Raw genomic sequence first — 12,866 nt, 5'->3', positions numbered from 1 at the left:
GTGGGCCCCTCAGCGGCCCGGCACAGAACTGTAGGGGGGCGCCCGCGACCGGCGCTCCAGGACCGGGCGGGTTGTACGTCGAGACGAAGAATCAGAGGTGTGGTGGGTGTGTCCCAGCACCCGACGGAGACGGGCCGCAAGGCCCCCGGACCGCCCCCTGCGTACCAGCGCGTGAAGCTCTGCCGGGGCGTTTACATCGTCGCGCACGGCAAGACGCACCGGCGCGGCCCCGGACGCGTCTGCGAGGTGACGGTGCAGGGCCGAAAAGAGAGCAGGGGCCTGCCACGGAAGCGCCGCGAACGCCTCGTGCTCAAACTGGTCACGAGACAGCCCAATCAGGTAGGTCCCGGCGTGGCCCGACGTGGGCCCAAGGACCGGTCGCCCGTCGTCCAGCCGCTCCGTGATCGCTGTCCAGTCGACCTCGTGGAGGGTTGGACAGTCATTGCCCACGGCAATCACGCGGTCGTACCCCGCCGCAAACGCGTCGGCGACGGCGTTGGCGAGCCGCGCCCCGAAGGTCGATCCTCGCTGCTGCGCGTCGGTGACCTCCAGCACCGGCAATCCACTCTCCGTCACGGCTTGCCGCGTGTGCTCGTAGAAGGCCTCCGCGACCCGCCGATTTTTCGCGTAGTCGTCCCGCACGAACTGCTTGTTCAGCCCCTCCCGCTCCGGACGGCGGCTGAAGAACAGAATGGCGGTGTCTGAATCGGGGATGCCGATGGCGGTCCGTCGCGGGGTGGGAAGACGACGCGGGGATCGTGGAGGCTGACGCCAACTTCGGGCGCTACGCCTCGCTGGTGTGGTATGCTTCAGAGCAAGCGCGTTACGGATTGGAGTGTGACCATCTCACGAACCGTTGTGTTCGCCCGTCCAATTTCACCACTGTTCCGTCTTGTTCACGTCTGCACGCGCTGGTCTGTCCGTGCTCTGTCGCCCCGCGGCGCTCCCTGATCCGCATACTGGAGGTCGTACAGCTTGCGGTAGAGGCCGTCCGCCGCCAGCAGCTCCTGATGCGTGCCCCGCTCCCGAATCTCGCCCTTGTGCATCACCAGAATCGTGTCGGCGTCCTGGATGGTCGAGAGGCGGTGTGCGATGGCGAGCGTGGTACGGCCCTCCGTGACCCGCTCCAGGGCCCGCTGGATAAGGGCCTCCGTCTCCGTGTCGACACTGGAGGTTGCCTCGTCGAGCACCATCACGTCAGGGTCGTACAGAAGGGCCCGCACGAACGCCAGGAGCTGCCGCTGGCCGCGCGAGAGCGACGAGCCGCGTTCTTTGACGTCTTGATCGTACCCGTCGGGGAGTCGCTCGATGAGCTGATCGGCCTGCACCGTCTCGGCGGCGCGTCGCATCGTCTCCTCGTCGATGCCGGGGTCGTCGAGCGTCAGGTTGCGCCGCACCGACCCGCTGAACAGAAAGACATCCTGGGGAATGAGGCCAATGTGCTCCCGCAGGGCCCGCAGCCGCAGGTCCCGGATGTCCTGGCCGTCCACCCGAATGTGGCCCCGCTGAATCTCGTAGAAGCGCAGCAGCAGATTCATCACCGTCGACTTGCCCGCGCCGGTCGCCCCCACCAGCGCCGCCGTTTCGCCCGGCTCCACCCGGAACGACACGTCCCTCAGCACCCAGTCCGGCGTGCCCTCGTCGTCCTCCTCGTAGGCAAACCACACGTTTTCGAACTCGATCGTCCCATCGATCTCGTCAAGCTCGGCGGGGGCGCTGGGCGTCTCGATGCCCTCGTCGGTGTCGAGCAGGCTGAAGACCCGCTCGGCCCCCGCCATCGCCTTCTGGAGGGTGTCGTACTGGTTGGACAGATCCCGGATCGGGCGGAAAAACTGCCGCGCGTACTGGATGAACGCCACGAGCACGCCCAGCGTGAGGGCGGACCCACCTAGGGCCCGGAAGCCCCCGAACCAGAGCACCGCCGCCAAGGCCACGCTCGAGATGAACTCGATGGACGGCCAGAAGACGGCGTAGTAGAAGATGGTGTGGAGGTGAGCCGCCCGGTGCTTGTCATTGATCTCCTCAAACCGCTCTTTTTCCTCCTCCTCTCGGTTGAAGAGTTGGACGATGTGGATGCCCGTCACGTGCTCCTGGATGAAGGAGTTGATCCGGGCCATTTGCTTGCGCGTCTCGCGGTATTGCTCCCGCACGTTGCGCCGAAACCAGAACGTGACCCACACCATCAGCGGCATCACCAGCAGCGTCACCGCCGCCAGCATCCAGTTGAGGGTGAACATGAAGTAGGCGATGAAGAAGAGCTTGAAAAGGTCCCCCAGCGCCGAGACGAGCCCCGAGGAAAGGGCATCGCTGAGGGCCTCCACGTCGCTGGTGGTGCGGGTGATAACGCGCCCGACGGGCGTCCGGTCGAAGTATGCGAGGGACTGGCCCTCAACGTGCCGGAAGAGGGTGGTCCGGAGGTCGTAGATGGCCTGCTGCCCGATCCACTGCGTGAGGTAGTTTTCGCCGAAGGACAAGAGCCCCTCCCCCACCAGCGCGAGCATCAAGTACAGGATGATGTACTGCAGGCCCTCCAGGTCTCCCCCCACAATGTAGTTGTCGATGCCCTTCTGCACCAGCCAGGGGCGCAGGGGCCCAAGCACCGATGCCCCAAGCGTAATGAACAGCGCCAGGACGATGTACCCGGTGTAGGGCTTCAGGTACTGACCCAGGCGACGGATGAGACGCCCGTCGAAGGTGTTGACCTCATCGACAGTGTCTTCCGGTTCGAAGTGATCGTCGGACGCGTCGTCAGCCAAGTGAAGCGGAGCGGATGGGGAAGGGAGATCAGAAAAGTGGCAGTCAGGCAACTTGGAGGACACACGCAGTGTTGCGTCCCCCGAAACGACGACACGGCATTGGTCGCCAGCGTGTTACGATTCGTCTGTTGAGTCCACCGGCGGCTCTTTCTCGCGGGGGTCGAGCTCGTAGCGTCGAAGCTCTTCGGCCACCGCCGCCGCGGAGAAAACCGATCGCGCCTCCCGCTCCAGCGGCGTGGGGTCCGGATAGCGCGCACTGAGGTGTCCCAGGAGCAGCCGACCGGCCCCTGCCTCGCGGGCGACCGTGGCCGCCTGTCGCGCCGTCGAGTGGCCCGTCTCGTGGGCCCGGGCCGCGTGATCGTCGGCAAAGGTGGCGTCGTGGTAGAGCAGGTCGGCCTCCTCGGCGAGAACACGCCCCCCGTCGCAGGGGCGCGTGTCGGTCACGTACGCCACCGCGACGCCCGGACGCGGCGGGCCCAGCACCTGCGCCGGGTTCACCGTCGTGCCGTCCGGGGTCGTCACCGGATTCCCGCGCTGCAACCGACCGAACGCCGGCCCCTCCGGCACGCCCAACGCTCCGGCCTGCTCGGGATCAAACCGCCCGGGCCGCATTCGCTCTTCCACCCGGAAGCCCATCGAGACGGCTTCGCCGTGATCCAGCCGCCGGGCATCCACGACCACCTCGTCGGCCTCGTACGCCGCGCTCGGCCCCAGCGCCGCGTCCCCCTCCACCACGTGCACCGGAAAGGACAGGCGCTCCGGCGCGACTCCGGGCACGGCCCGTAGCAGGGCCGCACCTCCGGGGGGGAGCACGAGCGTCACCGGGGCGGTCCGCTGCTGCAGGTCCATTGTTGAGAGCAGGCCCGGCAGCCCGTAGCAGTGATCCCCGTGCAGGTGGGTCACGAAGATGGCGTCGATGCGTGCCCAGCTGAGCCCAGCCTCCCGCAGCCGGTACTGCGTCCCCTCGCCACAGTCGAAAAGCAGCACCTGTCCCTTCCGCTCAATCGCCAGGGCCGAGAGGTGTCGCTCATCCGTCGGCACCGCCGAGGACGTGCCGAGCGGAATAACGTCGGTCGTCATCCAGTGCAGGAAAAGTCAGTCGAGAGGATCTGTCGGGGTGGGAAACGCACTGCGTAGTGCGTATCTCAGGCTGCTTGTCCTAAGAGAGAGGCAACACGGACTACGCAACACGAACTACAGTGCCTGAATCTCCTCCTCCAGCAGCTGCTTTTCGTAGAGGTCCGCGTAGAGACCGTCTTCGTTCACGAGCGTCTCGTGGGGGCCGCGCTGCACCACCCTGCCCTGCTCCAGTACGAGGATGAGGTCGGCCTCCTGGACAGCACTGAGGCGGTGGCTCACGATGACGAGCGTGTGGCGGCCCTGCCGCTCTCGCAGCGAGCGCAGGATGTTGCGCTCCGTCGCCGTGTCGACGGCCGAGAGCGCGTCGTCAAAGACCAAGATGCGGGGATCTCGAATCAGGGCACGGGCGATCGAGGTCCGCTGCTTCTGCCCCCCCGACAGCGTAATGCCCCGCTCGCCCACGTATGTGTCGAAGCCATCCGTGAAATTCTCGACGTTCTCCATGAGATCCGCCTCCGCGGCCGCCGCCCGGATTTCTTCACGATCGGCATCGAGGTCGCCAAACGCGATGTTGTTGGCGACGGTGTCGCTGAACAAAAACACGTCCTGCGGCACGTACCCCATGTGCTCGCGCAGTGTCCGCAGCGGAACGGTCTCGATCTCGGATCCGTCGACGGCAACCGTGCCGGCGTCCGGCTCCAGAAGGCGGGGGATCATGCGGACGAGCGTACTCTTGCCGGAGCCGGTCCGTCCGACGATGGCGAGGGTCTGGTCGGCCGGAAGATCAAAGCTGACCCCCCGCAGGGCCGGTTCGTCCTCGTCCTCGTACTGGTACCACACGTCGCGGAACGTGATGCGGCCCTCTAGGCGCTGGATCGCCGGATTGGTCTGCGGCCCGTCATCGATGTCCGGCTCCCGGTCCATGATGCTCTGCAGTCGAGAGACCGAGGCGGAGGCTCGCTGGATCATCGTGATCACGAAGCCGAGCGAGGCCACCGGCCAGGTCATCATGTTGATGTAAATGATGTACTCGGCAATATTTCCGATGGTAATGGCCCCCTCCGCCACGAGCTGCCCGCCCATCCACACCACGATCACCGTCGACACGCCCACGAGCAACAAAAAGGAGGGCCGCCACGCCGACTCTACGAGGGCAAGGGTCAGGTTGCGCGCCCGGTACTCCCGGCTCTCATCGTCGAAGGCCTCCGCCTCCGCGGCCTCCCGCGTGTAGGCCTTCAGCACCCGAATGCCCGACAGCGCCTCCTGCACGCGGCTGGTCAGCGTCGAGTACTGCCGCTGCAGCCGGTCGCTGCGGTCGTGCACCATGCGCGCCATGAAGAACACCGCCACGGCCAGCACCGGCAGCGGTGTGAGCGCGTAGAGCGTGAGGGTGGGCGAGATGACAAACATCACCGATGCCGCGACCAGCACCATCACGAGCGAGCGCGTGACGTACATGATGGCCGGGCCCACGTAGCGCCGTACCTTCTCGATGTCGTCGGTCGCCCGCGTAATCACGTCCCCTGTCGAGTACTCCTGATAGAACGTCGAGGAGAGCCGCTGCAGGTGGTCGTAGAGGGCATTCCGCAGGTCGTACTCGATGTGGCGGGACGCCACCACGACGGTCTGCCGCATCAGAAACATGAAGAGGCCGCTCGTCCCCGACAGGGCAACGATGACGAGCGCGAAGAGCACGAGCGTGACGAAGAAGTAGGCGTAGAGCTCGGTCTGCGCCGGCGTGCCGCCGTACAGCGTGTACAGGCGCACGAAGCGGGGAATGCTGTCCACGACCTGCCGCACCACCATCGGCACCGTGATCTGAAATCCGGCCGAGACCATCGTGAAAAGGAGCCCCGGCACGAAGAGGTACTTGTATTCCCAGAAAAAGTGGTTGAGACGGCCGAGGGCACCCATCCCGGAGACAGAGCTTTGGACAGAAAATACGCGCTGTTCTCAACGCAAGGGCCGAAAGGGCTGATCCCCGTGCCAGGACCGAAGCCCTCCCTTTGCCGTGCCCGCGACGTGACCGACACGATCATTACAGGCCGCCCGTCCGCGACGCCCCGTGTCTTGCCCACGAGCGACGGTGGAGCAGGGGCCTTACACTTCGGCCGGGCCCTCCTCCTCAACCGCCGCGGCCGCCTCCGCGTAGGCCCGGAGTGCCGTGCGGGCGTCCGCCTGCTCTTCGTACCGCCGAATGAGCCCCACGTGCTGAGCCGCCAAGTGCCGGGCGAGCGCCATCGTGATCTCCATGCCGGCCTTCGGAGTGCGGCGCATGACGTTCTTGAGGTCGGGCCGAAAGAAGCCCAACACCTGCGTCTCCGCGGTGGTCTCGGCCGTTTCGAGCCGCCGGAAGTCCCCAAGCAGGGACAGCCCGCCGATCATCTCCCCCGTTTCGACCACCCGGAGCTCGCGGGCAGACTCCGGCGCCCGGTCTGTCACGAGCTGCACCCGGCCGGCCTCCACAACGTACAGCCCGAGTCCGGGGTCGCCCTCGTAGTACAGCGGCTCGCCACGTCGATAGGTGCGCCGGTGTGTCACGTCGGCCATCGCATACAGGGCGCTCGACGAGAGGTGGTTGAAGGCCGGCACGTTTCGGAGACGCTCCGCGATCTCGCGCGTGCGGGAATCCAGCCGGCGCCGAAAGAGCCAGCGGTACAGTCGAGCGCCGGCCCGAAGAAGCGGACGAAAGAAAGACATGGCCGCAGAGTGCAAATCGGACGAGAAGTGTAACAAACCGTCGGGGATACGAGCGGCGGGGAAGGCCTGCACATCGCATCCGGTCTCGGGCAGTAGCACTCTGAAAGCACTTCTTCGCTGGCGCTCAGGGCGCCCCACGACAGCCCTCGACCATGCGTCGATTGTCGGCTCATCGATGCTCGCTCTCCCCATTCGATGCAAAATCAAAACAGGTTCTCAGAAGGAGTGGCCGATGCCGAAGTGCAAGAGCGGACCGCTGAAGTTGTCCCCGAACACGTCGTCGTTTCGGGGCGAGGGATCGTGCAGGCGGTAGGCAAGGTCGAGTCGGACGATGAGGTACTGCCACTCTAGGCGCAGTCCCCCCCCACCCCCAATCCCAACGTCAAGCAGTGCCTCGGGCCCCTCAAACCGGCCGTCGCGGCCGTCGCGCAGAGAGGCCGTCGCGTCCCGCTCATCTTCCACACGCCCGAAGCCACGGTTGCGTGGGCCAAACCACACGTTGCCCACATCCAGGAACGTGGCCCCCACCCATCGGGCCGCCAGTAGGCTTTGAAGGAGTGTCGTCCGCAATTCGATGCTCGACTCCAGCTTCACGTCTCCCCCCAGAATGTTCGAGGGGCTGGCCGGCACCGACGTCGTGGTGTCCACCGGCAGTCCCTCCCCCGGCCCCAGCTCGCGGAGCCGCCATCCACGGACGCTGTTTGCTCCCCCACTGAAGAAGCGTCGGTCGAACGGCACCACCGTCGGCCCCGCCGTGGGATGGGCCCACCCGCCGAAGAATTTGAGCCCAAGCGTCGTGCCCGCGCCCAAGGGCACGTACCGCCGCAGGTCTACCGACGCCCGAAGATAGGGCCGGTAGAGCAGCCGCCCCGTCGCTCCATCCGCCCCCCCGAAGAGACTGGGCAAGGAGTAGTCCAGCGTGCCGGACCCAAACACGAACCGGTCCAGCAGGAGCGGAATCGTATTCCCCACCTCTCCGGACGCCTCGTAGATGTGCCCGCTTCGCCGCCGCATCGGTCCCGCCGTAGCGTCCCGAAACGTATACCGGAGGGCGGTATTCACCTGGGGCTGCGTGTAGTCCTCCAGGATTTGCTGCCGCTGCACCGGATCCTGTAGATTCTCCCCCCTGCGCCCAAACACGCGCCGCAGGAATTTCTGGCTGAACTGGTCGAGGGTGTCTGGGTTGCTCAGGCTCAGGTCCATGACGTCGACCAGCGAGGACTGGGTCGGCGTGTGGTCCATCTCCAGCCGCAAGCGTGCGTTCACACGGCTCCGAATTCGCAGCCCGAGGTCGCTTCGGAGAGCCGTCAGGCCCGTGAGCGAGACGCGTGTGCGCGTGTCCGAGAGGTCGAGCGTCCGGTCGAGCGACTGGAACGGACGGATGAGGTACGGAAGCACAAGGGACGCACTGCCCTCGAATTGGTTCGAGCTCACGAGGAGCGAGTCGAGACCTGTCGCCACGGAGGCCGACGTGCGGAACCGGAATGTCTCTCCCCCCCCAAAGGCGTTTACGTTCTCGTACGTGCCGCTCAGTCCCACCCCAAACTCATTGAGTCGCACCCCGGCCTCGGTCGCCCCCACCGACTCACGCTGGAGCGCAAAGGTCTCCGCCTGGAGCTGGTGCCGCTGCCGGGTCTGTGCGTCGATCCGGAGGGGAAGATACGGGTTCCCCGTCGTGTCACTGCGGGCGGCGTCGTACTGGGGGGACAGATTGGTGAAGGCGAAGACCCCCGTGCCGTCGAGGCGTCGCTTCGTGGCCTGAACGGCCGACTGGTCGTAGTACGCCCCCGGCGCAAACCGGAGACTACGGCGCACGACGCCCGGATCGAGGCGTCGATCGTCTTCGATCCGGGACATCACCCGGGGCGTTTGTCCCCCGGTCGTATCCCCCGCCACCGCGAGCGTGTCGGAGCGGGGCGGAGCCTCTTCCGGCCCTGTGGCCACGAAGTGCACGTCCCCAAATCGGTAGCGCGGCCCCGTCCGCACGCGGAACGTCACATCAAACGAGTCGGGCGCCGCCCGGTACACCACCGCCCGCACGGAATCGCGGCTCACTCCGGCGTAGCCCTCGTTCTGCAGGAAGGCCAAGAGGCGCCGGCGTTCTTCGAGAAGCTTCGGCTCCCGGTAGCGCTGCCCCTGCGTCCGCAGGCGCAACGTGTCTTCCATTGAGACAGGCGCTCCCTCGAAGACCGTCTCTTCCAGGAAGCGCCGCTTCTGAACCGCCCGCAACGAATCGAGCCCCGCATACTGAACGCGTCGGAGATACGTGGCCGGGCCCGGTGTCACCTCGAAGACCACCCGCACGCGATTGTCTTGTGGCCGAGGCTCGACCCGGTACGACACCTCGGCGTCCCGAAACCCACGCTGGTGGTAAAACAACTCCAGGCGCTCGGCGTCGGCCCCCACTGTGGTCGAGTCGATGTAGGCGGGCGGTTCGCCCCCCGACCGGAGGGCCGTCCCCAGGCGCTCCCACATCCAGTCGGCGCTTCCGAGCCGGTGCACCCAGCGCCACCACGTGAGGCCCGGAACGCCCAGGATGCGTCGATTGGGCTGGGTGCGTATGTTTTCCTTCAGGGCCCCGGACGAGAACTGGTGGTTGCCCTGAATCGCGACCGCGCGGACGACCGGAGCGGTGGTATCCGCCGCCGCGCCCATGGTCTCCTCCGCCTGAGCAGCCGGGACAGACTGGGCCGTTCCGACCAGAAGCAGCCCCCCCACTAGCAATCCCCCCATGATGCTCGCGCGCGGCCCGGCGATGGTCCAAACGATCAGTGGGAAGCGCGTCTGCATGAAGCAACGGCAATCGGGAAGTCCGGGAAAAAGCCCGCGTGGGGAGGGAGACAACGCCCCAGTGCACGGACAGTGCCGGACGCGCCCGGACACGTTTCGTTTCGCCCAGTGCCCGCTCAGCGTGCCGACGCGGAGGAGGGGCCCTGGCTCGCGCTTGCCCGGTACTGCTGGGTCCGTTCTTCGAGCGTGCGGTAGCTTTCCGGACTCATGTCCGGCATCAGGAACTGCATGGGGTTGAGGGCCGCCCCATCGAGCCGATGAACTTCGTAGTGGAGATGAGGACCGGTCGACAATCCCGAGTTGCCACTGTACCCGATGGTGTCTCCCCGTTGCACCTCCGCCCCACGATAGATCTTGTCCGGAATCTCGGACAGGTGCGCGTACAGGGTCATGTGCTCCGACTCCGGGTGCTTGAGTTCGATGACCTTCCCGTAGCTCGGATTTTGTTCGGCCCGCTGCACCGTTCCTTCGGCCGTTGCCATGACGGGCGTCCCGCGCTTCAGAAGGAAGTCAATCCCCTCGTGCATCTTGCGGACCCCCAGAATGGGGTGCTCGCGCATTCCGTAGTTGGAGACGATGCGTCCGTTGGCCGGGCGGATGGCGGGAAGCTGACGGAGCCGGTCCTGACGCTCCTTCGCCACGTCGTAGAGCTCCCGATAGCTCGACTTTTGGAGGCTCATCTGACGCTCCAGCTTGTCGAGCTGCTGAGCCGTCTTCTTCAAGAGCGCCTCCGTATCCGCCCCCACGTCGTCAAACTGCCGGTACGGATCGGCGCCCCCGACTCCGACCTGCCGCACGTCCTCGGAGATCGGTTCCATCTGGAACAACCGCCGGTAGAGCGTGCGGTCCTTCCGTGCCAACGTATCGAGCCGGTCAGACAGCGTCGTCATTCGGCCATTGACGCGGTCGAGTTGTTGCTCAAGGGCCGTATTCTCAACCCGGAGCGTCTTTTCGCTGGGCGAGGCGATCCACTGCTGATCAACCCCCCAGAAAAGGAGGCCTGTAAGAACCACAGCAAGCCCTACGATCTGTCCGGCACGAGCCGCCCAGTCGGCCCAGGTCGTCTCAACCTGCTTGAAGGAGCAGGTTTCCGGGTCGTACACGTATGTTCGTTCTCGGTCCATGGCAGCGACGCTTCGTCAAGTCCGGTGGGGGAGCGGGTGCCAGGACGGCAAGGAGGCGTCCGGCCCGGGTGCCTCATCTGAGCGCAGGCACGTCCGGAGCAGGACGTGCTTTTTGTACATTTTGGCACAATCGTCTGCAAACATAGCGGGATGGAGCATGTCTGTCAACCAGAGCAGGTAGACCCATCGGATCTTGATTCGACCCAGTCACGGGCCCCCCTTTGACGGGACCCTGTGCCAGAATGGAAAAAATGGCCCAGCCCTCGCTGCGATGAGACCGGGGGAACTATAGGTGCAATGGTCATGCCGAACCCTCCTCCAAAAGAGTCTTTTTGTCGTCGCCCCTCTACTCGTAGTCTCGTTCGAAGTACTCGATGCCCCGCCGCGGGGCGGGCGGGCCCTCCTGCTGGATGCGATTTCGAAGCCGCTCGGTAAACACCTCTGCCGGATCGTGCCCGTAATGGCGCAGCAGATAGTTCGTGGCGATCACCTCGCAAATCACCGTGATGTTCTTGCCCGGCGTGATGGGCACCCGCACCATCGGCAGGTCCACCCCCAGGATCTCATGGGTATCTTTTACCATGTTGATCCGGGTGTATTCCTTCTCTTCATCCCAGAGCTCCATGTGAACGACAATCTCGATGCGCTTTTGGAAGCGGATCGACCGGATGCCAAACATGGACCGAATGTCCACGAGGCCCAGCCCCCGCACCTCCATGAAGTGTTGTACGAGGTCGGTGCCCGCCCCCATCAGAATCGATTCGTCCCGCTGGGTCGCAATCACCACGTCGTCGGCCACGAGGCGGTGCCCCCGTTCCACCAGGTCCAGGGCCACCTCGCTCTTTCCGATGCCGGGCGGGCCGATCAGGAGGAGGCCGATGCCGTAGACGTCGACGAGGGAGCCATGGACGGCCCGCTGGAGCGCAAACTGATCCGCCAGGAAGTTGCGGAGCGACGACATGAATTGCACCGTGGGCAGTGGGGTGCGGTACACGGGAATGCCCGCCTCCGTCGCCATGTCTACGAGCGACGCGTCCACCTCATTCCCATCCGTGAGCACGATGCAGGGCACTGAAAACTGCGTCAGGTGCCCGAACGCAGCCCGCCGATCGGCGGCGTCGAGCTGGCGGAGGTACCGCGTCTCGGTGTTGCCGAGAATCTGAACGCGCTGGTGAGTAAAGAGGTCAACGTACCCGGTGAGGGCGAGGCCGGGACGATGGAGGGTGCTCTCGGTCACCGACCGCTCGGCGGCGTCCACCGCGTCGTTGGCCGGTGTCACCTCCACCCCCACGGTCTCGCGCAGTTGGCGGACCATGAAGGCAACCGTGATCGACTCTTTCTGAAAGGTCCGGGGGCGGTCCATGGCGGGACAGAGGGGGCGATCGGAACGAACATCCGCGTTAGGGCACTTCCACGCTGCCCAGGATGCGGTCGACGAGGTCTGCGGCGGCGACCTGCTCGGCCTCCGCCTCATATGTAATCACGAGCCGGTGCTGCATCACGTCCGTGGCCACCGCCCGTACGTCCTCGGGGGTCACGTAGGCACGGTGGCGAAGGAACGCATGGGCCCGGGCGGCAAGGTTCAGGTTGATGCTGGCCCGCGGCGACGCCCCGTACTCCAGCAGCGGCGCCATCTCCCCGAGCCCGTGCGCCTCCGGGTCGCGGGACGCCAGGACGAGGTTCACGATGTACTGCTCCAGCCGCTCGTCGATGTAAAGGTCGTTGATCACTGCGCGCGCCCGGAGGATTTGCCGTGGGCTGGCGACGGCCTCCACGGAGGGCGACGCGTCGGTCTGCGCCATGCGCCGCATAATCTCCAGCTCCTCCTCCCCCGTCGGATACGTCACATTGATTTTGAGCATGAACCGGTCCACCTGCGCTTCGGGGAGCGGGTAGGTGCCCTCCTGCTCAATCGGGTTCTGGGTCGCGAGCACCAGAAACAGGTCGTCGAGCGGAAACGTCGTTTCGCCAATGGTAACCTGCCGCTCCTGCATGCTCTCCAGGAGCGCACTCTGCACCTTGGCGGGCGAGCGGTTGATCTCGTCGGCCAGAATGACATTGGTGAAAATCGGCCCCTTGTTGATGGAGAAGGAGCCGGTCTCCTGGTCGTAGATCTGGGTGCCGAGGAGGTCGGCCGGGAGCAGGTCCGGCGTAAACTGGATGCGTTGAAAGTCCGTCCCGATAGCGTCGGAGAGGGTGCGCACGGTGAGGGTCTTCGCGAGGCCGGGCACCCCCTCCAGCAGCACGTGCCCGTCGGCCAGAAGGCCAATCAGGAGCCGTTCGATCATGTACCGCTGCCCCACCACCACCCGGCTCATCTCCTCCAGCAGGTCTTCTACGAACGCACTCTCGGCCGCGATGCGGTCCTCGATTTCAGAAAGGTCGCGTTCGGGCATTTTCGTATGTGCGTAAGTGC

9 protein-coding genes are annotated in these 12,866 nt (G+C 65.6%); all 9 read right to left on the bottom strand.

What is annotated here, in order from left to right; translation table 11 throughout:
• Nucleotides 1-9 precede the first annotated feature (9 nt).
• Nucleotides 10-642 (bottom strand): DUF2064 domain-containing protein, encoded by a 633-nt coding sequence (locus tag B7R93_RS09900; protein ID WP_103020585.1) that lies wholly within the window; start codon nucleotides 640-642, stop codon nucleotides 10-12.
• Between the two features lie 254 nt (nucleotides 643-896).
• Nucleotides 897-2,756, bottom strand: a complete 1,860-nt coding sequence (locus B7R93_RS09895; protein WP_232798283.1) for an ABC transporter ATP-binding protein — start codon at nucleotides 2,754-2,756, stop codon at nucleotides 897-899.
• 114 nt (nucleotides 2,757-2,870) lie between these two features.
• The gene (rnz, locus tag B7R93_RS09890) at nucleotides 2,871-3,836 is read right to left on the bottom strand and encodes a ribonuclease Z (protein WP_103020583.1); all 966 of its coding nucleotides are present in this window, start codon (nucleotides 3,834-3,836) and stop codon (nucleotides 2,871-2,873) included.
• 114 nt (nucleotides 3,837-3,950) lie between these two features.
• Nucleotides 3,951-5,750 carry an ABC transporter ATP-binding protein gene (locus tag B7R93_RS09885; protein ID WP_103020582.1) on the bottom strand — a complete coding sequence of 600 codons (1,800 nt, stop codon included), beginning with the start codon at nucleotides 5,748-5,750 and terminating at the stop codon, nucleotides 3,951-3,953.
• A gap of 186 nt (nucleotides 5,751-5,936) precedes the next feature.
• A complete protein-coding gene (locus tag B7R93_RS09880) occupies nucleotides 5,937-6,536 on the bottom strand; it encodes a Crp/Fnr family transcriptional regulator (RefSeq protein ID WP_103020581.1) in 600 nt (199 codons plus the stop codon).
• Nucleotides 6,537-6,752: 216 nt separating this feature from the next.
• Nucleotides 6,753-9,326 carry a BamA/TamA family outer membrane protein gene (locus B7R93_RS09875; RefSeq protein ID WP_232798282.1) on the bottom strand — a complete coding sequence of 858 codons (2,574 nt, stop codon included), beginning with the start codon at nucleotides 9,324-9,326 and terminating at the stop codon, nucleotides 6,753-6,755.
• Nucleotides 9,327-9,442: 116 nt separating this feature from the next.
• On the bottom strand, nucleotides 9,443-10,450 hold the full coding sequence (locus B7R93_RS09870; protein WP_232798280.1) for a M23 family metallopeptidase: 1,008 nt from the start codon (nucleotides 10,448-10,450) through the stop codon (nucleotides 9,443-9,445).
• Nucleotides 10,451-10,796: 346 nt separating this feature from the next.
• Nucleotides 10,797-11,813, bottom strand: coding sequence for an HPr(Ser) kinase/phosphatase (gene hprK / locus B7R93_RS09865; RefSeq protein WP_103020580.1), 1,017 nt, complete (start codon nucleotides 11,811-11,813; stop codon nucleotides 10,797-10,799).
• A gap of 37 nt (nucleotides 11,814-11,850) precedes the next feature.
• Nucleotides 11,851-12,846: an AAA family ATPase gene (locus tag B7R93_RS09860; RefSeq protein WP_103020579.1), complete on the bottom strand. Its 996-nt coding sequence runs from the start codon at nucleotides 12,844-12,846 to the stop codon at nucleotides 11,851-11,853.
• Nucleotides 12,847-12,866: the final 20 nt, after the last annotated feature.

This window comes from Salinibacter altiplanensis (genome assembly GCF_002894645.1).
Classification (GTDB): domain Bacteria; phylum Bacteroidota; class Rhodothermia; order Rhodothermales; family Salinibacteraceae; genus Salinibacter; species Salinibacter altiplanensis.
The sequence above is the reverse complement of the archived record's forward strand: the minus strand, read 5'-3'. Positions and strand labels throughout refer to the sequence as shown.